The organism is Sphingobium sp. YBL2, from assembly GCF_000943805.1.
Taxonomy (GTDB): domain Bacteria; phylum Pseudomonadota; class Alphaproteobacteria; order Sphingomonadales; family Sphingomonadaceae; genus Sphingobium; species Sphingobium fuliginis.
In genome coordinates, this window is sequence record NZ_CP010955.1 from 1 (window position 1) to 21,036 (window position 21,036).

General features: G+C 60.6%; 22 protein-coding genes and 1 pseudogene. 8 read left to right on the top strand and 15 right to left on the bottom strand.

What is annotated here, in order from left to right; all coding sequences use genetic code 11:
- Positions 1-54: 54 nt before the first annotated feature.
- Complete coding sequence (locus tag TZ53_RS22185; protein WP_001389365.1) at positions 55-819, bottom strand: IS6-like element IS6100 family transposase; 765 nt, start codon at positions 817-819, stop codon at positions 55-57.
- 394 nt (positions 820-1,213) lie between these two features.
- Here TZ53_RS22185 and TZ53_RS22190 point away from each other — a divergent pair, with 394 nt between their 5' ends.
- Genes TZ53_RS22190 through TZ53_RS22205 form a run of 4 tightly spaced genes read left to right on the top strand, consistent with a single transcriptional unit; the run spans position 1,214 to position 2,445 of the window.
- Complete coding sequence (locus TZ53_RS22190; RefSeq protein ID WP_013041565.1) at positions 1,214-1,588, top strand: type II toxin-antitoxin system RelE/ParE family toxin; 375 nt, start codon at positions 1,214-1,216, stop codon at positions 1,586-1,588.
- Positions 1,585-1,911, top strand: a complete 327-nt coding sequence (locus tag TZ53_RS22195; protein ID WP_006964370.1) for a helix-turn-helix domain-containing protein — start codon at positions 1,585-1,587, stop codon at positions 1,909-1,911. The genes TZ53_RS22190 and TZ53_RS22195 overlap by 4 nt, the downstream gene beginning before the upstream one ends.
- Positions 1,911-2,153 carry a hypothetical protein gene (locus TZ53_RS22200; RefSeq protein ID WP_013041566.1) on the top strand — a complete coding sequence of 81 codons (243 nt, stop codon included), beginning with the start codon at positions 1,911-1,913 and terminating at the stop codon, positions 2,151-2,153. Before TZ53_RS22195 ends, TZ53_RS22200 begins: the two co-directional genes overlap by 1 nt.
- The gene (locus TZ53_RS22205; RefSeq protein ID WP_013041567.1) at positions 2,146-2,445 is read left to right on the top strand and encodes a hypothetical protein; all 300 of its coding nucleotides are present in this window, start codon (positions 2,146-2,148) and stop codon (positions 2,443-2,445) included. The genes TZ53_RS22200 and TZ53_RS22205 overlap by 8 nt, the downstream gene beginning before the upstream one ends.
- Positions 2,446-2,465: 20 nt before the next feature.
- On the opposite strand, the gene TZ53_RS22210 is transcribed toward TZ53_RS22205, so the two are convergent.
- The 9 genes and pseudogenes from TZ53_RS22210 to TZ53_RS27390 form a co-directional block, all read right to left on the bottom strand.
- Positions 2,466-3,578 (bottom strand): transglycosylase SLT domain-containing protein, encoded by a 1,113-nt coding sequence (locus tag TZ53_RS22210; protein WP_030092736.1) that lies wholly within the window; start codon positions 3,576-3,578, stop codon positions 2,466-2,468.
- Positions 3,579-3,580: 2 nt separating this feature from the next.
- Positions 3,581-5,296 (bottom strand): P-type conjugative transfer protein TrbL, encoded by a 1,716-nt coding sequence (gene trbL, locus TZ53_RS22215; protein WP_030092735.1) that lies wholly within the window; start codon positions 5,294-5,296, stop codon positions 3,581-3,583.
- 10 nt (positions 5,297-5,306) lie between these two features.
- A complete protein-coding gene (locus tag TZ53_RS22220) occupies positions 5,307-5,549 on the bottom strand; it encodes an EexN family lipoprotein (RefSeq protein WP_019053956.1) in 243 nt (80 codons plus the stop codon).
- A gap of 9 nt (positions 5,550-5,558) precedes the next feature.
- Positions 5,559-6,314 carry a P-type conjugative transfer protein TrbJ gene (trbJ, locus tag TZ53_RS22225; RefSeq protein ID WP_022675885.1) on the bottom strand — a complete coding sequence of 252 codons (756 nt, stop codon included), beginning with the start codon at positions 6,312-6,314 and terminating at the stop codon, positions 5,559-5,561.
- A 25-nt stretch (positions 6,315-6,339) separates the two neighbouring features.
- Complete coding sequence (locus tag TZ53_RS22230; RefSeq protein ID WP_026149855.1) at positions 6,340-7,707, bottom strand: TrbI/VirB10 family protein; 1,368 nt, start codon at positions 7,705-7,707, stop codon at positions 6,340-6,342.
- Positions 7,708-7,719: 12 nt separating this feature from the next.
- On the bottom strand, positions 7,720-8,493 hold the full coding sequence (locus TZ53_RS22235; protein ID WP_019053953.1) for an SPOR domain-containing protein: 774 nt from the start codon (positions 8,491-8,493) through the stop codon (positions 7,720-7,722).
- 2 nt (positions 8,494-8,495) lie between these two features.
- On the bottom strand, positions 8,496-9,479 hold the full coding sequence (gene trbG, locus TZ53_RS22240) for a P-type conjugative transfer protein TrbG (protein ID WP_006964392.1): 984 nt from the start codon (positions 9,477-9,479) through the stop codon (positions 8,496-8,498).
- A gap of 17 nt (positions 9,480-9,496) precedes the next feature.
- A complete protein-coding gene (locus tag TZ53_RS22245) occupies positions 9,497-10,216 on the bottom strand; it encodes a VirB8/TrbF family protein (RefSeq protein WP_006964394.1) in 720 nt (239 codons plus the stop codon).
- Positions 10,203-10,436, bottom strand: a pseudogene (locus TZ53_RS27390) (hypothetical protein); the annotation flags it as partial. The pseudogene TZ53_RS27390 and the gene TZ53_RS22245, both read right to left, overlap by 14 nt.
- A gap of 123 nt (positions 10,437-10,559) precedes the next feature.
- Between TZ53_RS27390 and TZ53_RS22255 the strand changes: the two are divergent.
- Together TZ53_RS22255 and TZ53_RS22260 are read left to right on the top strand one after the other, a co-directional pair.
- The gene (locus tag TZ53_RS22255; RefSeq protein WP_044663210.1) at positions 10,560-13,469 is read left to right on the top strand and encodes a Tn3 family transposase; all 2,910 of its coding nucleotides are present in this window, start codon (positions 10,560-10,562) and stop codon (positions 13,467-13,469) included.
- 142 nt (positions 13,470-13,611) lie between these two features.
- Entirely contained in the window at positions 13,612-14,478 is an 867-nt protein-coding gene (locus TZ53_RS22260; RefSeq protein ID WP_006953933.1) for a recombinase family protein, read from the top strand.
- A gap of 6 nt (positions 14,479-14,484) precedes the next feature.
- Here TZ53_RS22260 and TZ53_RS22265 read toward each other — a convergent pair whose 3' ends face one another.
- The 5 genes from TZ53_RS22265 to TZ53_RS22285 form a co-directional block, all read right to left on the bottom strand.
- Complete coding sequence (locus TZ53_RS22265; protein ID WP_238320176.1) at positions 14,485-16,896, bottom strand: VirB4 family type IV secretion/conjugal transfer ATPase; 2,412 nt, start codon at positions 16,894-16,896, stop codon at positions 14,485-14,487.
- A complete protein-coding gene (locus TZ53_RS22270; RefSeq protein WP_026149854.1) occupies positions 16,893-17,225 on the bottom strand; it encodes a conjugal transfer protein TrbD in 333 nt (110 codons plus the stop codon). The genes TZ53_RS22265 and TZ53_RS22270 overlap by 4 nt, the downstream gene beginning before the upstream one ends.
- A gap of 18 nt (positions 17,226-17,243) precedes the next feature.
- The gene (locus tag TZ53_RS22275) at positions 17,244-17,624 is read right to left on the bottom strand and encodes a TrbC/VirB2 family protein (protein WP_006964400.1); all 381 of its coding nucleotides are present in this window, start codon (positions 17,622-17,624) and stop codon (positions 17,244-17,246) included.
- Between the two features lie 13 nt (positions 17,625-17,637).
- A complete protein-coding gene (gene trbB / locus TZ53_RS22280; RefSeq protein WP_026149853.1) occupies positions 17,638-18,603 on the bottom strand; it encodes a P-type conjugative transfer ATPase TrbB in 966 nt (321 codons plus the stop codon).
- 106 nt (positions 18,604-18,709) lie between these two features.
- Positions 18,710-19,111, bottom strand: coding sequence for a helix-turn-helix domain-containing protein (locus TZ53_RS22285; RefSeq protein ID WP_019053950.1), 402 nt, complete (start codon positions 19,109-19,111; stop codon positions 18,710-18,712).
- Positions 19,112-19,624: 513 nt separating this feature from the next.
- Between TZ53_RS22285 and TZ53_RS22290 the strand changes: the two genes are divergently transcribed.
- Both TZ53_RS22290 and TZ53_RS22295 read left to right on the top strand, forming a co-directional pair.
- Complete coding sequence (locus tag TZ53_RS22290; RefSeq protein ID WP_019053948.1) at positions 19,625-19,864, top strand: hypothetical protein; 240 nt, start codon at positions 19,625-19,627, stop codon at positions 19,862-19,864.
- A gap of 178 nt (positions 19,865-20,042) precedes the next feature.
- Positions 20,043-20,810, top strand: coding sequence for a helix-turn-helix domain-containing protein (locus TZ53_RS22295; RefSeq protein WP_006954207.1), 768 nt, complete (start codon positions 20,043-20,045; stop codon positions 20,808-20,810).
- Positions 20,811-21,036: the final 226 nt, after the last annotated feature.

A 21,036-nucleotide genomic window follows, 5' to 3' on the forward strand; every position in this document is an offset into this window, starting at 1 on the left:
GGCTCTGTTGCAAAGATTGGCGGCAGTCAGAGGTAGGCTGTCGCTCTGCGCCGATCAGGCGGCTGCTGCGAAATGGTGGTTGAGCATGCCCATGGCCTCCGTCAGCGCCGAGGGCCCAATGCCAAAAGCTCTCTCCACAAGGCGCACCTCGCCCCTGATGCCGGGCTGCAGGCACCAGGGGCGAGCCTGTCCTTTGCGCAGGGCTCGCATGACTTCGAATCCCTTGATCGTGGCATAGGCCGTGGGGATCGATTTGAAACCGCGCACCGGCTTGATCAGTATCTTGAGCTTTCCGTGATCGGCCTCGATCACGTTATTGAGATACTTCACCTGCCGGTGGGCCGTCTCCCGGTCCAGCTTTCCTTCGCGCTTCAATTCGGTGATCGCTGCACCATAGCTCGGCGCTTTGTCGGTATTGAGCGTGGCAGGCTTTTCCCAGTGCTTCAGGCCTCGCAGGGCCTTGCCCAGGAACCGCTTCGCTGCCTTGGCGCTGCGGGTCGGCGACAGGTAGAAATCGATCGTGTCGCCCCGCTTGTCGACTGCCCGGTACAGGTAGGTCCACTTGCCCCGCACCTTGACGTAGGTTTCATCCAGGCGCCAGCTCGGATCAAAGCCACGCCGCCAGAACCAGCGCAGCCGCTTCTCCATCTCCGGGGCGTAGCACTGGACCCAGCGATAGATCGTCGTATGGTCGACCGAAATGCCGCGTTCCGCCAGCATTTCCTCAAGGTCGCGATAGCTGATCGGATAGCGACAATACCAGCGCACCGCCCACAGGATCACATCACCCTGGAAATGGCGCCACTTGAAATCCGTCATCGTTCCGTCCGTCCAATCTCCGCCAAGCATGCTCAAGCTTCACGATTTTTGCAACAGAGCCAATTTTATTACAACGGCAAGCAGCCCTCGCCTGCCCGGACAGGGGCGGCGCGTGGCATCGGCTAGATTGTTTGTTGGTCTTCCGACGATGGCTAGTCCTTGCGGGCCATCGTCGGAAGTGGACGGCCGCACAAATTGGGGGGCGTGGGCCGCGCCGGGCCTCTAGCATAAAATTACGGCCCTGCATCCCCGGCGTTGATACATTCGTCGCGCAGGGCGCTCGATTGAGCCGCCCCGATCGCGGTCGCCTCAATCGGCATAGCGAGCTGGCAATATGCACATACGCGCATAATTTCCGCTTGCGGGCTATGTATATTTGTGCATAATAGCCGCGATGGATACGGAACGGCCGGTTCGATGGGTGGCATCGTCAAAGCGCGATTTTCGGGAGTTCCCGGACGATGTGCAGGACGTAATGGGCTATGCCCTGCACCTTGCGCAGCAAGGCGGGCAGCACGCCAGCACTAAGCCGTTGAAGGGCTTTGGCGGCGCTGGCGTGGTCGAGATCATAGACGACCACCAAGGCGATACGTTCCGCACGGTCTATACGGTCAAATTCGCGGAGGCGGTCTATGTCCTGCACGCCTTCCAGAAGAAATCCAAGCAGGGCAAGGCCACGCCGCAGGCCGATATGGATTTGATCCGAACGCGGCTGAAATCCGCCGAGGAGCATCACCGGCAACACCAGACCCCGCGAGGCACAGCATGAGCGCACAGGACGAAATCATTGAGGAAGGCAGCGGCAATGTCTTTGCCGATCTAGGCTTTGCCGACCCCGACACCCACCTTTTGAAAGCCCAGCTCGTTACCCGTGTGGCCGAGGCCATGCAGGAGCGGAAGTTGACGCAGATCGCCGCCGCCAAGGTTACGGGATCTACCCAACCGGAATTGTCGCGCATCCTGCGAGGCCAGTTCCGCAGCGTCTCGGTTGAGCGGCTTCTAGCCATGCTCACCCGGCTTGGCTGCAAGGTCGATATTGTCGTGCGCCCGCAGGGGCGGACCACTGAATCGGCCGTGATCCACTTCGCCTAATGTGCGATGATTTCGCGCAAGCCCGGCTCGATATGTTCGAGGCCGGGCTATTCGGCCAAGGGCCTGCCTTCTGGCGCTGGATCGAAACCGACGCGGCGCAACCCTATCTTGCCGCTTTCGCCGCCGATCGACGGCCGCCCGAACCCGGCGAACCCTTCGCTATCGACCTTGCGGCCGACGACTTGCTTGCTCCCGATCGCCTCGCCCAGCTCGCCCTACAGATCGAGGCCGACCATGCTTGATCCCAATCCGTCCGTAGCCGACCTTGACGCATTGCTAGATCGCCACCGCAATGACGATGCGGCTATGGAAAAGATCGTTCGCGGGTATCTCCGTTGCGCGATCTACAGCTATCAGAAGCATTGCGTTTGGCGCGCCTTGCGCCACATCGGCAAGGACGATTGGAGTTTCAAAGAGGAAGACGTTGCCGCCTTGAGGGCCGAAGGCGCGAAATCCATTTCGGACTTTCGAGACTGGCTCATTGAGGAGCTGGCCGGGATGGGGATCAGCGCCCACACCGGCTTGCCGAATTGAGCGCCTAGCGCGCCGTCGCTTCAATTGCTGGCGGTGATTGTGCGCGGAATAAATCGCGGGTCCGCCGTGGGATCGGTAGGCGAAGGATGCAGCATGTCGCGCCGGAAATTCACCGCAACGGAAATAGGCGCGGCGTTCGGCCGAGCCGCCATGACGCGGGCTTGTGGAGCTGGCGCAGCCTCATAGCTGGCCATCGGCTGCACGGCCGCCGAGGTTAGGCCCCCTACCCCGCGTTCCGCTCTGGCGACGACAATTTGAGCGCGATCGAGCGGCCGAGTCTGATCGCCGGTATAGAAAGCCAGATGCCAATGATCGGCATGGCCCCGGTCCCCCGGCCCCAGCAGCTCCGCCACGCGAATACCATGTTGCGCCATCACGGCGCGGATTTGCTCGCGCGTGATCGTGTGCAGCCCGGCACGCGGCACGAAATCCACCGCCTGCCCATATTTGTGAAAGCTGTTGGCGGCCCCGTAATTGGCTTCCAGCGCCCGCCACGTATCGGTTATGCGAGCATTGAACGCAGCGGCCAAGATCGAGGCGACATAGCCCGCCGAGGCGTCGGCGCTGCCTTCGGGCTGGACGATCGCGGGTTGCGCCGCGAGCTGGCCCCCGCCCGTCGCGTCGGCCGCCGTGATCGTGAGTGGGATCGAGGTCGATCGCGCAGCAGGAGCGCCGCCGCTTACCGGCACGCCGTTCACGCTGTAGGTATTATAGCGCGAGGAAAGCCACGCCTCCCAGCGTGCGCCTTTCGCCATAATCAGCGCCCGATAGCGGGCATTATGGACCGGCGTTCGGGAATGATAATTGGCAACCCGCGTCCACAGGTCGCCCTTGTCATCCCGGATATGGTTTCTGATACGCCATGCAGCGAGGTTGTAGGGATAGCACCCCGCCGCAAGCACATATTCGGGCCGGATGCCGTAGCGTGCCAGCGATTGAATATAGCTGGAATTGAGCTGCATCGAGCCAAGATCGGCGGTGTTATTGGTGTTCTGGACGCGCGCGCCGGGCCGACCGTTCTCTTGTTCCGCGACCGCCAGCATGACGTTCGCCGGAATGTTATAGCGCAGCGCCGCCGCGATCGAGCATTGCACCCGTTCTTCTATGACAACCGGAGGCAGATCAGCGGCCATGATTAGCTGTCCCCCCTTCTCTGGACGAAGGCCGCAACTTCATCCTCTGGCGTCTCCATGTCGCCCGCATCACGGGCGGCCGAAATGGTATCGCCCGCGAATTGCGCCGTGGGGGGTGGCGATGAATCGGACGAGCTGGCGGGACTGCCCGCGCCGGTCGCGGGAGCGAGCGTTTCACTTCCCGACGATGCCGAGGCGGCCGACGCGCGGATATTGGCCGCCAGTCGGCCGCCCACCGTATTTCCCACCCGCTCTTTCAAAGCGCCCACCGCCATACCAGCGGCAGCGCCGCCGAGGATGCTTGCGGTTTTCGCCGCACGGCTAAGGCCGGTGCGTTGCGTGCCGCCAGTGTCGCCACTTTCGGGCGCGCCTTCACCTTGCGAGCTGGCGGAGCTGGCCTCCCCCTCCCCCGCAGGCGAGCCACCGGCAGCGCCGCCGCCGTTGCCGTCTTCACGATCGGCCGCCTCGCTACCCGCAGCGGCGCTTGCAGCCGTGCCACCGCCCGCGCTGGCGGCTTCCGAGCCGCCTTGAAGGCCGCTGTTGTCATTGGCCGGGGGGGAACCGCCATCGCCGCCCATAGCGACGCTAAGGGGCGTGCCGCCGCCCCCACCGCCACCGCCGCCGCCGTTATCGCCGCCTCCCGGCATGTCGCCCGCCGACGAAAGCGGTTGCCCGCCTCCCATGCCGGTTTGGCCGCCTTCACCACCGCTCCCACCAGCGGCAGCGAAGGCGGCCTTGATCGCGCTGGCTCCACCCGCAGCGTTCATCGCGCCAGCAGCGATCATAGCTCCACCCGTGGCCGCCGCCCCAGCGGCCATCCCGGCAGCACCCAGCGCGGCCCCTGCCCCAAAGGCTCCGATACCGCCCGCCGCGTGGATCGAGCCGCCGCTTATAACGCCCCCGACCATCGCGGGAACCTTGTTTACGAGCGCCAGAAGGACGACCGCGAAGACAAGCATGGTCCCTAAATCTTGGAGAGACGAACCCTCGCCCGTTGCGGCATAATATTGGTCAAGGAAGGTTTTGCCGACGCCGACGATAAGAACCATCGTCATCAGGGACGCGCCCACCGCGACCACCGTTTTGAAATAGTTCAGCGCAATATCGCTGGTCCACCGCGCGCCGCCGAAGCCCAAAAAGATAACCCCGGCATAGGCGAGGACATAGCCGGAGGCCAACAGCAGCAGCATATTCACGCCGACGAGAGCCAAAACAATCAGGATGCCCAGCGAAACCAAGATAGAAAGAGCGGAATCGACCGGAGTTAGGACGCTGGACGCTTCGACAGCTTGGCGGAAAATGTCGAAACCAATGTCCACAATACCCGATGGCGCGAGATTGTTAGGCAGGCCGGATGCCTGCGCACCCAACGAGCGCAGCCCTTCAATGATCGCCAAGCCGATCGCCGGGCCGTTGATGAGCAGCCACCAGAAGAAGCCGCAGAAGATGGCGAAGCGAATTGCTTCCGAAGCAAATTCGCCAAGATCGGCGCGGCGCAACGCCATTACCCCGAACGTCCAAATGAGGCTGACCGCCGCTAGTGTGCCGAATAGAATTGTCGCGTGCGTTGTGAAGACGCTCGCCCACGCCGCCGCCATGCTCTTATATTTGTTCAGAACATTATCGAGCATACCTTGCGATTGCGCATAGGCGGGAGTCGCGGCGAGCGTGAGCGCCACCCCCAAGGCGGACAGGTGTAGGCGAGCCAGAGCCTTCATAGTGCTATCCTCAATTCTGATAGGTTCCGATCGGCGTCGGCTTGGTTTCGTGCGCTAGTGCGCTGCCCGCTTCTTGGCACTCCGCGTCGGTTTCGACGCCGGATTTGCATCGGGCGACCTTCTCGCGGGCTTCGTCTAGGTGTTGAGAGTAATAGAGCATCGTTTTCGGTTCGGACTCGGACTTGCCGCAGGCCGCGAGAAGAAGTGTAGCGGTGCAGCAGGACGCGGCGATAAGTTGACGCAATTTCGGCATGGGCTTTCCTTAATTCTGATAGGTTCCGATCGGCGTCGGTTTGGTTTTCCGCATTGCGGCCGATGCCTCTGTTGCCGCAGCATCGCGATCGAGCTGATATTGCGATTGAGCCGTCAGCGCGGCGCTTTGCGCGAGCAGGACGCCGCGAATTTTCTGCAACTCACTGGCTTGTTGGGCCGCAAATTGATTGGCGTAGGACAGGGCTTGCATTTGCCCGCTCGCACCCGTGGCATTGGCCTGCAACTGGTCGAGGCGCTGGCCGTCAGACGCAAGCGTTGTCATGGCGCTGTTGATGCCGTTCATAGCGTCGGCATTTGCGGCCATCTGGCTTGTCGTGCGGGCGCGAGTAGCGGACAGAGCCGCCGCGCGCTGCGCCGCCGTGCAGTTCCCGAACGTGCAAGCATTGGTCTGATAGTAAGACGGATTTTTGAATTGATTCATGTAGGTGTTCACGTCGCCAGCTTGACGAGCGAACGAGCTGATTTGATTGACCTGCCCTTGGAGGCTGTCGATCGTTTGCGTAGCCTGCTGCCAGAGCTGGACCGGCGCGCCGACCGTGTTCTGAATCATATTTTGGTATTGCTGTAGCTGCGTCTGATACTGCTGGATTTGCTTCGCCACCGTGGCGACGTTTTGCAGCGCGGAAACGGTTGTCTGGCGGACGTTCGCAACGTCGATAACCGAGATTTGCGCATTGGCGGACGGGGCCGCCAGCGCGAGAGTGATCGCCAAAGAAATTTTAGCGGCTAAAATTCGAGACTTCATTTTGCTTGCTCCCTTTCATCTGGCGTCAATAATCGAATGAGCGGTAAGGCTTTGAAAATGTGAGGTCTTTCACGACGACCACATTGAAGCGGAAGCCGGGCCGGATAATCAGCGTGGGCGATATGTTCAGATTGCGCTCAATCATCATCGCCGTGGTCTGTCCGAGCTGCTGGCCGAGAGCTTGGCTAAGGGCTTGGCTGGCGGACATGGTGCCATTGGCGTTGAGGCCGGTTTGCGGCTGACTAAGGGTTACGCCAGCGGTCACACCAGACATGAGCAGAGCGGAGCCGAAGATACGGAACCAATGCGCGTTCACTTGGTCATGGAACCCGGCATAGCCCGCGCTGTCTGACCCCGGCATAGCGCCAAGGTCGATCGCCTTGCCGTCAGGAAAGATGATCCGTTGCCACGCGATGAGCGCGCGCGTCTGCCCAAAGACCGGGTTGGAATCATACGCGCCGACAAGGCGGGAGCCTTGCGGGATCAGGAGATAGCGGCCCGTCGCGGTATCGAACACGTTTTGGGAAACTTGCGCGACAATCTGCCCCGGTATTTGCGAGTTGATGCCGGAGATCAGCGTGCCGGGAATTACGAAGCCCGCGCGGAGCTGGTAGCGGGAGGGCGCTTCTACTTGGCTGTTCGAGGCCCAGCGATTGCCACCCGCATTGTTGGCGAACTGGCCATAGTTGGCAGGCGGGCGGGCATTGGCGGCACCCTGCCCGGCTCCGGCTCCTCCCCCGGCCACTTGGTTTGACAGGGCCGTAAGGGTGGCAATGTCGGAGGCCGAGGGCTGGCGGCCCTGCGCCATTGCAGCGGCCATTTGCTGTTGCAGGGCGACGAGCTGGGTTGCCGGATCAGCGCCGCCACTCATGCCGCCAGCGCCAGAGGATGCCCCATTGCGGCCGTCCTGCCATTTCAGGGCGGTAGGAGAGCGCACGGCGCTGCCAAATTGGGCAAGGCGTGCTTCGCGTATCGCTTCCATGCGTGCCCGGCGCAGATCGGCCGCCGTGGGGCCGTTGGGTTGCGCTGGCGAGGCGGTGACGGTTGGCGGCGCATTGGGATCGACCGGCGCGACCGGGATGCCATCGGCAGGCGGCAGCGGGGGCGCGTTCGCCATCACTTCCGCAGCACCGCTTGGAGCGGTCCCCGCAACCTTGTTCGCAACATCGGCCGAGCTTTGACCGACAGCCGGTTGAACCTTGGTCGCCGCATTGTCCGAGGAGCGATCAATCATAATCGACACCACGATGGCGATGAACAGCGCCACAATGCCGAGGACGATCAGCAGCGGCGCATTATTGACCCTGCGAACTCCCGTCACCAAGCGCCCGCTGTTCCCGTCCGCTGCACCGCCCGGCGAGGCTTCCGGCGACATGCTATCAGCATCAGACATAAACCTACCCCCTTACCCGGCCTTGACGACGCCACAGCGCGCGGCACGGATGCCCTTGCACTTGGCGCGCGCCGTCGCGCTGGATTGAAACTGTCCGAATTGGATGCCGTGAGAGCGTCCGTTTTGGACAAAGCGCGGCGTCACGCTCGCCCACGAAGGGCGAAGGCGCGCCGTCGCGCGCCAATAGGCGCGTGCTGCGCTTTCGGAGGAGAAGCCCGTCAGGCTGACAGACCACGTTCCGGCCTCTGTTCCATTGCCGCCGAAGCCGGGTTGCGTGCTGGCGACGGGCGACGGAACGGGAGGAGGTGCGGCAGGCGCTACGGGCCGGTTCGCCCGTTCGATCAGCTCCGGCGTTGCGCCGGTCAGATCGAGCGCCCACCCGGCAGACGGGTAGATACCCTTTTCATCCACGCCATAGATGCGGGAGAAAGTTTGCGCGCCGACCCGCAGCGTCACGCGGTAGGAATCGGCAATTGGCTGATCGACGTAATAGCGCAACGGCGTGGCCGCAGGATCGGGCTTCACGCCCTTGCCCGCCTCAATCACCGCATAGCCTGCTTGGCGCATCGAGGAGCGCAAGCCGTCACCATAGGCCCCGCCCCCGGTAGTCGGGATCAGCACCCGGCTAATCGCAGGCGGGTAGAGTTTCACCAGCTCCGCCACGGAATCGTCAACGAGGGCTTGGGCCTGATCGGGAGGAGCCGGAACGGCGAAGCTGTCCCGGTGCGAAACGCCCGCGCAGCTCGTAAGCAGGAAAGCCACTGATACAAAAATCGCACCGCGCACGATCAGCCCCCCCTTGTGATGGTGACGCGCTCTTGGCGCTTGCCGACACCGGAGATGAGGACCGCTTGGTCAAAAATCTGATCGACAATGTAGCGGCCATCTTGGAGCCGGTAATTGACGATGGAGGTATCAGCCGCCTTGGAGACGCTGCCCCCGGCCCGGACGATCAGCAGCGATGGCGCTTCCGTCTGCTCCATCGCGTGCGGCATTTCGATGATGGTTTTGACGCCATCATTGTAAACCCGGACGGGCTTCCAGCGTGCGCGGCCGTCAACGCTATAGTGGAAATCGAGATTGGAGAGATATTCGCTCCCTCCCCTGCCCGTCCCGCGCGCGCCATCGGGCACCGCCATCGTGTTTTCGGCGCGCGCCGTGTCCGATCGAGCGCGGAAAGCGGCCCATTTGGCTTGCGCTTCATCGGGATAGGTGAACGCCACCCGCGACATGAATTGCGTCCGGTGCGACACCAACCGGATATGGTAGGTGCGGCGATCGGTCGTCACGATCAGCGTTGTATTCAAGTTCGCATCGAGCGGCTTGATGATAAGATGCTGGGTTTCGTTCGGCCCGGAATTGGAAACGGCCGGTTCGATCAGCCAGCGGGCGCTATCGCCCACGTTGACCGAATTGATGTTCTCGCCCGGCTGCAACTGCACATCGCAGATTTGCAGCACAGCACAGACCACGGAGGGTTCGGAGGTGCCGAAGGCGAACAATACCGCGCCTTCGGTGCCCGGCACCGGCTTGATGCCTTCGGCGCTTTCCGCCTGCCAGCGCCGCGCGATCGACAGACCCTCGCGCTGGGTGCGCGTCAGGTTCGGATTGCGCGGGCTGATATAGGCATTGGGATCTACTTGCGCCCCTCCCCCGGCAGGCATGGGCGCGTTCGCGGGCGGCATGTCGTCGGGAAGCGGCGGGCCGTCCTGCGCGGACGCGATCGAAGGCAGCGCCGCGAGGGCGGCGGCGAAATAGGCGATCTTCTTCATGTTGATTGTCCCTCCCATCAGAGTGTGCGCGACCAAGAGAAATCTTGGACGAACACGCCCAAGGGGTTTTGCTTAATTTGTTCCTCCGTGGTGGCCGAGCTGGGCGGCGCAACGCGGATCGTGACGAGCGCGCGCATTTTCGCCGGAGGCTGGATAGGCTGGCCTTGCCGATCGCGCTCCGTCTCGGTCCAATCGACCTGCCAAGAGGTCTTGGTTTGCTGAATTACCGAGGCGATTTCGACCGACACGGTTTCCCGCGCCGCGCGGGCGAAAGGCGTATTGTCGGGATTGCCGTTGAGATAGTCGGTCATCTTTGCCAACGCCGGATCGTTCGGCGCGAGCATCCCATAGACCCGGAAAATGGCTTGCTTTTGGAGTTCAACGTCAGCCGTCACCATGCGGGCCGACTGGATGAAGGAGCCGACTTGCGCTTGCACCACGCGCGCATCGACCGGCGAAGCCACATCGGCCCGCTGGGTCGCTATCGCGTCCCCCAGCGAGTCCACGCGGACCACGTAAGGGATGAATTTCGATTGACTGCCAATCGCTATGATGCCGCCGACAGCGGCGAGGACGATCAGCATCGAAAGGATTGCCATAGTCTGCCACAAGCGCCGCGAGGCAGCGATGCCGCCCACATGCTCATTCCATTGCCGCCGCGCGTTCAGGTAGGGGTTGGGATCAACCGGGGCGCTTTCCGCAGCTCGCCGCCCCCGCAGCTTGTCAAACAGACTCATGCAGCTTCTCCGAGGTATAGGGGGCCGCCGCCGCGCGGCCGATATTGATGGTGGATTCGACGCCACGGATGGCCAGCCACTCGTTGACCCATGCCGGGCCATAGGCCGCTTCAAGGGCCTTAATGGTGGCGATGGATTCCTTGTCGGTCGCGCCGACGAAGGACAGGGCCACGGGGCCTAGCGCCAGCTCAAAGAGCCGCCGCCCCTGTTCCGAGAGATAGGCCTAGTCGGCCCGAAGCTGCGATTTCGGCCAAGTCGGAGAACGTTTTGGGAACGTGGCATTCGGTATTGACGATGGAAATCATGGGAGAGGACAGTTCGCTCCATCATAGGGAGTGGGTTGATGGATCGGAGTATTTCGGGCGGGGATTTGATCGGACGATGGAGCCTGAGCTTTGCCGATATTGATTTTGTAAATTCGAAGCCGGCCCTGACGCGCCTCGGCCTCGCCGCGCAGCTGAAATTCTTCGCTTCCCTGGGGTTTTTCGCGACCGATCCCGGCTCAATCCCTACCGATGGCCTCTCGTATCTGGCCGAGCAACTCGGTGTCGAGGCTGGCGAGATAGCTGGTTATGACTTTTCCAGTCGGACAGCACGACGGCATTGTGCGGAGATCCTGATCCATCTTGGATATCACCGCATGAAGCGGGTGGATCGCGAGCAATTGACGGAATGGATTGCTGGCGAGCTGTGCCCGGGCGGCCAGTCGATCAATGCCATGCTTGAGCATGTTTTCCTGTGGTGCCGGGACCGGCGTATTTATGGGCCGTCGCGCAAGGAGCTTGAACGTGTCGTTCGCTCACAACGGCAAGATTATCTGGACACCTGGCTGATCGGAGCCAGTGACCGGCTTTCGTCAGATGCGGTGGCGTTATTGGAAGCCTCGCTTGCCGATCCGGACAGCTTGACCGGATTCAACAGGATGAAGGGTGACGCCGGACAGGCAACGCTCGACAACATTCTCGACGTGACCGAGAAACTCGCCTTTATCCAGAGACTTGATCTTCCCCATGATCTCCTGACGGCTACGGGCAAGCCATGGGTCGATCAGATTGTTCGCCGCGTTGCCGGTGAAAAGGCCTCGGAGATGCGCCGGCATGCGCCGGCGCGACAGCTCGGCCTTTATGCGATTTATCTAATGTCGCGGGAGGCGCAACTCACTGACGCGATGATCGACCTGCTGATCGAAACCGTTCACAAGATCGGAACGCGCTCGAAACGCAAGGTGGTGGGCGATATCGCGAAAGACATCGAGCGGGTCTATGGAAAGGAGCGCTTGCTGGTCGAGATCGCCAGCGCCTCGATCAATGAACCATCGGGGCGCATCTGCGATGTCATTTTCCCGATCGCCGGTAAGGACAGGCTGGCGGCGATCGTCAAGGAGAGCCATGCGAAGGGCGCTCTGGACCGGCGCATCTACAAGGTGATGCGTGGTTCCTGGGCCAATCATTACCGGCGCATGCTGCCAAGCCTGCTTTCCGTACTTGGGTTCCGGTCGAACAACGCGGTGTGGCGGCCGGTCCTGGCGGCCCTCGACTGGATCAGGAGCAAGGTGGATGACGGATGCCGCTTCGTGCCATTGCAGGATGTTCCGATCGATGAGGTGATTCCAGCGCGATGGCGCAGTTCCGTCATTGATGACGATGGGCGGGTAAACCGGATCAGCTATGAGCTTTGCGTCCTGACGCAACTGCGCGACCGCATCCGCTCCAAAGAAATCTGGGTGGTCGGGGCGGATCGCTACCGCAATCCCGATGACGATCTTCCCAAGGATTTCGAGATCAGGCGAGAGGCGTATTATTCCAGCCTCAGCCTGACGCCAGATGCGCGGGCGTTTTGCGCCTCGATCCGGGAGGAGCTTGAACAGGAGCTGTTGCTCCTCAATGCCAATATTCCACAAAACGACAAGGTTCGGCTCCTGTGGCGCGGCGACAACCGGATATCGATTACACCGTTCAAGCCCTTGCCCGAACCGAAGGGCCTCGCTTCGATCAAAAGCGAGGTCGGTCAGCGCTGGCCGATGACCGGACTGCTCGACGTGCTGAAAGAGGCTGCTCTGGACACGGGATTGATGGAGGCTTTCGAAACGTCGGCCTCGCGGGTTACTCTACCGAAAGCAGCCCTGGATCAGCGCCTTTTGCTGTGCCTCTATGGCTTGGGCACGAACGCCGGGCTCAAGCGGATCGCTGGCGCCACACCCGACGTGAGTTACGAGGAATTGTTGCATGTCCATCGCCGTTTCATTCACGCGCCAGCGCTGAGAGAAGCGTGCGCGCGGGTGGCAAACGCAACACTGGCAATCCGCAATGCCACAGTATGGGGAGACGCGGGCACGGCTTGCGCGTCCGATTCAACGAAGTTCGGCGCGTGGGACCGCAACCTGATGACGGAATGGCACGCCCGCTATGGCGGCCGTGGCGTCATGATCTACTGGCATGTGGAGAAGCGCGCGACCTGCGTTTATTCCCAGCTCAAGCGGTGCTCTTCCTCGGAGGTCGCCTCCATGATCGAGGGCGTGCTACGCCATTGCACCGACATGGAAATCCAGCGTCAGTACGTCGATAGTCACGGCCAGAGCGCGGTCGGCTTTGCGTTTTGCCGACTCCTTGGATTTGAGCTTGCCCCGCGGCTAAAAGCAGTCGCACGCCAGAAACTGGCCCTTCCCCAAGCCGGCATGCGCACGCGGCTTTCCAATTTGCTGCCGATCCTCTCCAGTCCGATCGACTGGGACGAGATCGAGCAACAATATGACGAAATGGTCAAATATGCCGCTGCCATGCAATCGCGCACCGCCGATCCGGAAGCGATCCTGCGCCGGTTTGCCAGAGCCGAAGTGATGCACCCGACCTACAAGGCGCTGAGTGAACTCGGCCGCGCGATCAAAACAATCTTCCTATGCCGGTATTTGCGTCAGGAGGCATTCCGCCGCGAGATCCACGAAGGGCTGAATGTGGTTGAGAACTGGAACGGCGCTAATGGTTTCGTGTTCTTCGGCAAGGGCGGCGAGATCGCCACCAACCGCATCCATGAGCAGGAAATCTCCGTTCTGGCGCTACACCTCCTGCAAGCGTCGCTGGTGTATGTGAACACCCGCATGCTTCAGACCGTACTGGTTGAGCCGAAGTGGGCGGGGCGGATGACGCCGGAAGATTATCGTGGTCTCACGCCGTTGATCTACAGTCATGTGAACCCTTATGGCCGCTTCGACCTCGACCTGAACGACCGGATTGATTTTGGACGGCTTGCGGCGTGAGGCGGCTGATCGGCATATAACATTTGGGTACACCCCAGAGTGATAGGGCCGAGTGACACCATTCGTCTGTCACAAAAGGGTGGGTTTGCGCTCAATGTGACGATACACTGCAAGAGCCACCCTAATGTGACGGATTTTGCACTTGGCTCGTATCGGATATGCCCGCGTCAGCACCACGGACCAGGATCTGGATATCCAGATTGGCCGCCTCAAGAATGCAGGTTGCGAAATTATCCGTTCCGAGACCGGATCGGGGGCCTCGCGGAGCGGGCGCACGGAACTGGAAACGATCATGCAGTTTATGCACACCGGCGACGAGCTGGTCGTGCTGCGGCTCGACCGGCTCGGCCGCTCCACGCGCGATGTCCTGAACCTGGTGCATGAGCTTGATGAAAAGGGAGCTTCGCTGCGCATCCTTGAGCCAGAGGTGACGACGGCGGGCGACATGGGGCGAATGGTCATCACCATACTCGGCATGGTCGCCGATATGGAGCTGAAGTTCATCAAGGATCGTCAGCGCGCCGGGATCGAAGCGGCGCGCGCCGAAGGCGTTTACAAAGGCCGGAAGAAGAACGTCGATGACGATGAAATCCGCCGTCGCCTTGCCGCCGGCGCCAGCAAGGCCCGCGTTGCCCGCGACCTGAAGGTCTCACGAATGACCGTCTATCGGGCGCTCGACATTATTCCGTCACAGACCAAACTGCCGGAAAAGCCGCCCACTGCCAGCATCGCCCTGCATCTGATTATCGAGAACTTCAACAAGCGTGGAAGAGGTAGAAAACCCGCTCGGGAGCGGATTGAGGCGATGCTGGAACGCGACTACGCCATGGTAAAAAACGGCAATTGTGATTACAAACTGACCGTCGCCTATGACCCCGATCCGGATGGCATTTCCCTTGATGAGGAAATCCAAAGCCTCCTCTCCGAGATGTTCAACATCGCAGAGAGCTACAATTGCTCCATGGAAGCCGATATCTACGAGGTCGGTGGTCAGCAACGGTCCTGGTAGAATCAATCAAGCGTTCAGTGTTCGTTCTTCAACCTGGCCAAAATCGCAGCTTCGGGCCGACTGGGCCAGATAGTAATATTGGCGCTTGGGGATGGCCGTCGCCAAGATTTCAATCTGGCGTGTATTGAGGCCCATGCGTCTGTAGAGTTGGGCGGTATCGTCATCGCGCGCATAGACGTTCGGCAGGAAAATCTTGGTCGCGGTGGACTCCACGATAACGTCAAGGATGCCCGAATTTGCGGCGTCAGACAGGCTTTGCGTTGCCATGAGAACAAGGCAGTTGGACTTGCGCAGCACCCGGAGCCATTCGCGGATTTTGGCCCGGAAGGCGGGATGCCCCAGCATAATCCATGCTTCATCAAGGATGATCGCGGCAGGCTGGCCCTTCAAAGATCGCTCGATACGCCGGAAAAGATAGAGGAGGACCGGCAGCGCGTATTTTTCACCGAGGTTCATCAGCTCCTCGACTTCAAACACGGTAAATTCCGACAGGCTCAGGCCGTCATGTTCCGCATCGAGAAGATGGCCCATAGAGCCGTCCACCGTGTAGGTGCGGATCGCCTCGCGCACCGTTTCATCCTGAATCGTGACCACAAATTCAGAGAGGGTTTTGCCCCCGCTGGCGTGCATGTTGACGATGGCGTTGCCGATTTCGTTGCGTTGCGCGGGCGTGGTCGCCACGCCGTTGAGGGCTAGGATTGTGTCGATCCAATCCATTGCCCATGCGCGATCGGACTTGGTTTCGAGGAATTGGAGCGGGCAGAAGGCGAGTTTTTCGTCATCCCCGGCGACAGTGAAATGCGCCCCGCCCACCGCCTTCGCCAGCGGGTAGAGCGACAGGCCCTTGTCGAACGCGAAAATGGACATGCCGGGATAGCGGCGGAGCTGGGCGGCGAGCAGGCCGAGCAGCGTTGACTTGCCTGCGCCCGTGGGGCCGAAGATGAAGCTATGCCCCACGTCGCGGACGTGGAGATTGAGCCGGAACGGCGTGGAGCCGTTGGTGACGCCAGACATGAGCGGGGGCGAGCTGGGCGGATACATCGGGCACGGCGCATGATCGAGGCCGGTCCATATCGAGCTGGTCGGCATCAGGTCGGCTAGGTTCATGGTGTTGATGATCGGGCGGCGGACGTTTTCGACGCCATGCCCCGGCAGCGTGCCCAAGAACGCCTCTAGGTTGTTCACCGTCTCGATACGGGCCGCGAAACCGAGTGCGTTGATAGCCTTTTCAAGCTGGCGCGCGGCCTGTTCTACCTTATCGCGGCTTTCGTCCGTCAGGACGACGACGCCGGTATAGTATCCTTGTGCAATAAGGCCGGAGTTGACTTCCTCCAGCGCATTATCGGCATCGGCCACCATCGAAAGGGCGTCCTGATCTATCTTGCCGCTGTTGGTCTGGAAAACCTGATCGAAGAAGCCGCGAACCTTTTGCCGCCACTTTTTGCGGAAATCCTCAAGGTGTTTCACAGCTTCATGGAGGTCCATAAATATGAACCGCGTGGACCAGCGATATTCAATCGGCAGCTCGCCCAGCGCCGAGAGGATGCCCGGCGTCGATTCCATCGGGAAACCTTCGATCGCTACCGTCTGGACGAACTTGTTGCCGATGCGCGGGATTACGCCCGTCCACATTTCGACACCGCCGATGATGGAATCGAGATACATCGGGTTCGAGGGCAGCACGACCGGCTGATTTTTGCCGGTGACGCAGAATTGCAGCCACCGCAAAAAGTCGTCGTGCGTCACGGTCGAGCCGTCCTCATTTTCGACCTTGTGAGCGCGAAGGCGGGTCAGCTTCACGGCCGAGGACAGACGGCTTTCAAATGTGGTGATTTCGCGCTTGAAGCGTTCAACCAGGTCGGCCGTGCGTTGCTTGTTGTTCGGCCGCTCCCGATCGTCGTCAAACATCAGCTCGACAAACTTTTGCTCCGCTATGACCGGAGGGAAATAGGTCGCGGTAATGACGAAATAGCCCTCATACATGGTGCCGAGGGACTGGAATAATTCGCGCCTTTCCTGATCTATGGCGTCCGTCACCGGGTCAGGAAAATGCGACAGACCCGCAGCCGAGTAGGCGGCAGCAGGGCGGCGCGGCGCGTCAACGTGGATCATCCAGCCATTGCCCAGCCCGGCGAGAGCTTGGTTGATCCGAAAGCTGACCATATCGCGCTGGCGGTCGGTGGAGCTGGCGTTATCGTCGCCCTCATAAATCCACGCGGCCATGAACGAGCCGTTCTTGCCGACGATTACGCCATCATCGACCATCGCCCCATAGTTGAGCAGATCGGCAAGCCCTTCATCCTTGGAGCGATACCGGGCCAGCTTGCGTTCGGCCGCGTTGGCGAAGGACGCAAAGGCGAGGACCGCGAGCAGGGCCGCCCCGAAGATCGCTATGACGACAGCGATTGTCTGGATCATTTTTTCTTCCCCGGTTGCCGGTAGCGGCGGAATTGCAGGCGGCCGTTCTTGCGGAAGGGCGTGGAGTGAGCCGGGTAGTAGGGGCGATAGGTGCGGTGCCGCATGTAAACGAACCGCATCAGCGGGTCCGATTTCGCCATGAGACGACAGGCCCACACGCCTGCAAACCAGATCAGCAGGCCAGCGGCCCACGCCTTCAAGGAATTGATGGCCGGAACGATCAGCGCCATCGACGCTAGGCCCGTGAGCATGACCAGCTCGCGGTCCCCACCCAAAAACAGATTGTTGCGGACGCCAGAGCGGCGAATAGGCACTGATCGCAGAGCCATGTTGACCGGCCCTCCCCTTTAGCCTGCCAGCGCGGGCGAAGCGGTGCCGGTAATCACCGCACCGCCGCCCGTGATGGAGGACAGGACCGAGTTAGCGCCGACGAGCATCGAGGCGACGAGGACGATCAGCAACAGCGTTCGCACAAAGCCGTTGAGATCGCCGCCGAAGATCAGGACACCACCGGCAACGACGATGCCGACGAGGGCGAAGGTATAACCGACGGTGCCGGTCATCGACTGGCGCACCTTGGTCAGATAGGATTCGTAAGGCAGGCCGCCCGTGGTATCCGAGGCCCAAGCCGCGTGAGGCCAGAGCAGGAGCATGACGAGCGCCAGCCCCAGCATACCCCATATGAGCGCCTTACGGCGGGCGGCGGCGTCATTCCAAAACAACGTCATATGTCATGCTCCTTCACAGTTTGCGCAAAATGTATTTCCCATCCACGAAGCCCCCGACTTCCAGCAGGCTTTCAATGCGGCGACCCTCTGGCGTGCGCGCGATGTGGACGATCAAATGCACCGCATCACCAATCAGCGGCTCAATCGGCCGTGGTGAATCGGGGTGCATACTGATGAGCATTTGGAGCCTGCTAAGGCCCGCTTCGGCGTTGTTGGCGTGCAGCGTGGCCGCTCCGCCCTCGTGGCCGGTGTTCCACGCCATGAGCAGGTCGAGGGCTTCCGGGCCGCGCACCTCGCCCACTAGGATACGATCGGGCCGCATCCGCAGCGTGGTTTTGAGCAGCGCCGTCATGGTGATTTGCGGGGACGTGTGGAACTGGACGTAGTTTTCAGCGGCGCATTGAATCTCGCCGGTATCTTCAATGATTACGAGCCGTTCGGTCGGGTCCGCGTCCACCATCCCGTTGATAATGGCATTCACTAGCGTTGTTTTGCCGCTGCCGGTGCCGCCAATCACCAGAATGTTGCGGTGCGCGCGGATAGCCTCATGGATGAGGCTGCATTGCTCCGCCGTCATAATCCCGCCCTCCACATATTGTTCGAGGGTAAAGATCGCCACGGCGCGTTTTCGGATGGCGAAGGTCGGCGCGGGCACGACCGGGGGCATCTGTCCGGCGAAGCGCGAGCCATCTATAGGAAACTCGCCTTCCAGAACCGGGGAGGCCCGCGTCACTTCCTTGTTATGATAGCCAGCGACCGCCTTGATGATCGCCTCGGCCCGGCTTGGGGCGACCTTACCGATGCAGATCATGCGTTCGCCAAGGCGTTCCAGCCATAGCTTGCCATCGGCGTTCAGGATCAGCTCAACGGTCTTGGGGTCGGCAAGCGCATCCAACATAAGCGGTTGCATGGAGCGGCGAAGCATCTCCTTCGCACGCTCTTTTACCGTATCTTGAGCGGGTTCCCCCTTGGCCTCCATGAAGCACCGTCCCTGCCAAAACAAAATGGACGCAAGGGATATACCGGAATTTTCATGGAGGCAACCAGAACGATTGCAAAGAATTAGGTTCAGATTGGGGGGATTGTCAGGACCGACGCAACTTAGCGTGGGCAGCCTTGTGCCATTGTGCTATCTGAAACGCTTGATGATCCGTGACGATAGCGGAAACGCGCTTATAACCGGGAGGAAGCCCCAGCTTTTTATCTTCTTTTGATAAGGTATCGGCTAGGCTGGCGTCCCAGCCATCGGTGCCGATAGGCGGCGGTTCCAGTAGCGCGACGAGCGGGACTTCCAGAGCATTTGCGATGGCGGCGATTGTTTCGAGCGACGGGTTTCCCTTACCGGCTGTAACGTCAGATACGAAGGACACAGACAGCCCCGCGTTCTCCGCGAGGTCTTTTTTCTTGAGCCGTCTTAAGGCCAAGAAGCGGTTAATGTTAATCGCGAGAACCTTCCGATACACAGGTTCGGTTTCTTTCTTCCGCAAGGGGGTTGGTTTTAGCCGCTAAAATTCCGGGTAGCTGCGGAGGATATGCCGGAGCGCGCGAGAAAGGAAGCGGTATGACGCCGAATATGATTGTTTATAGCATCATTTTTGGACGAGCCGGGCCGAGCGCGCGAGCGCGCATAACGGGTGGCAGCGAACGGATTGAAAGAAGAAAGTGACGCGCGAGAGACAAGATCAGGCTTCCGCGTAATTCTCTTTGGCGTCCATTCCGTAAATGCTCGCAGGATCGAGCGCAGGCCCCAAGATGCTAATTGCCGATCAGATCGCGGCGACCAATTTTGAAAATTACGGCTGTAGCGCGTAGCTCGATAATGTAAGGCTATAGCTTCGATTCTTTCAGTTGGTAGGCCCAAGAAGCCACTCGTTGATGCTCTTGAACTGCGGACTTCGACGTAAACGCAGACCGCTTTTCTATATATGTCTTTCAGTCGCCAGCATATTTTTTCAGCACTGAATTGCCAGAACCTTTAATGTCCTTTAAGCCGGGGCATTATGGCGAATCATACGCAACTCAAACCCTCCACGCTGTCCCAGCGCAAACGCGCCAAGGCACAGAGCGAGCAGGGCTTTAAGCGCATGAGTTTGGCCTTGTCCCCTAAAGCCGTCGAGATCGTGGAGAGGGTGAAAGCCAGCAAGGGATTCACGTCCCGCGAGGCTGCAATCAACGCGATCCTAGAGCGGATCGGGGACGATATGTTTCTGCAACAGGAGTTTCTGGCCGTGAGTGGATAAGAAAATGCCCGGCTCGAAGCCGGGCACCCTCAAAACCGCTTAGTGGGACAGTGCGCCAACACTGAACCTACAGACAATTTCCCACTTAGCGGTTTTCGGACTTCGGTTCAAGGGCGCTTGATTCGCGCAACGGGATTTTTTTGCCTGTCTCCCGGCCCTTCGCAAAGGAGGGACGACGATGAGTGACACCAGAAGAAAAGGGCCGCTGGCGATCGGGGAGCTGACCCAGCAGCTTTTCGGCCGAGCCTATGGCGACCGTAGCCGGGGCGGGAAGCACATCACCAAGGCCCGCGTGCGCGGCGGCAGCAAGGAAGCCGGGAGCGACGTAGAAAAGGGCTTCCTCGCGGCGCGAGACACCAAGACGCGCAAGGGATGCTGGCGTGCGATCAATCTGGCGTTTGAAAAGGGCCGCGCCCTGCGCGCGGAGCTGCGGCGCGAGCCGCGCGAGATAACGCAGTTCGAGCACTATTGCATGAGCATCACCAATTCCACGATCCGGGTGTATCAAGCCCTGTTGCGGATGGAGGAGCGTTTCAGGGGCAACGTGGTGCCCAGCTATGAAATGATAGCCGAATGGGCGACCGTCTCTAGGGCCACCGTCGCAAGGGCCTTGAACGCCCTTACCAGCATCGGCTTGCTGGCGCGCCTGCGGCGCTACGTCCACACCGTCACAGAGGACGGGGCGCGATCAGAGCAGACCTCCAATGCCTATCGGGTGGAATTGCCGAGGATGCTTCTCGAATTGCTCGACCGGCGCAAGCGCCCTGCCCCGGTGCCCGACGACGAGGCCCAGCGCCTACAGGACCGGCTTGAAGATGAGGCTTGGATGCTCTCCCGGTTGAGCAAGGCCGATTACATACGGGAGACGACGACATGCAAGGCCACAGCGGAGGCCCTAATCAGCCTATGGAACGGCATTTGCGCCCGTGATGGCGTTGTTGCCTAGCCGTGAGTCTCATAATGGTTCTGAACCTCCCCTTGAGTTTATTTATCTAAGGTGATGCGGAGTTGCGCTAGTCGCGCAACACTTAATTGAGACTCTTTGAACACCAAAAAGGGGGTAAGGCTCCGATTTGGGGAGCTGACATGCGTGTCCATTCGGGGCGCGGATAGCGGCACTCTGTAAAACTGCGGGGCAGCGACCAAATATGCCTTGCGATGGAGGCCATTTT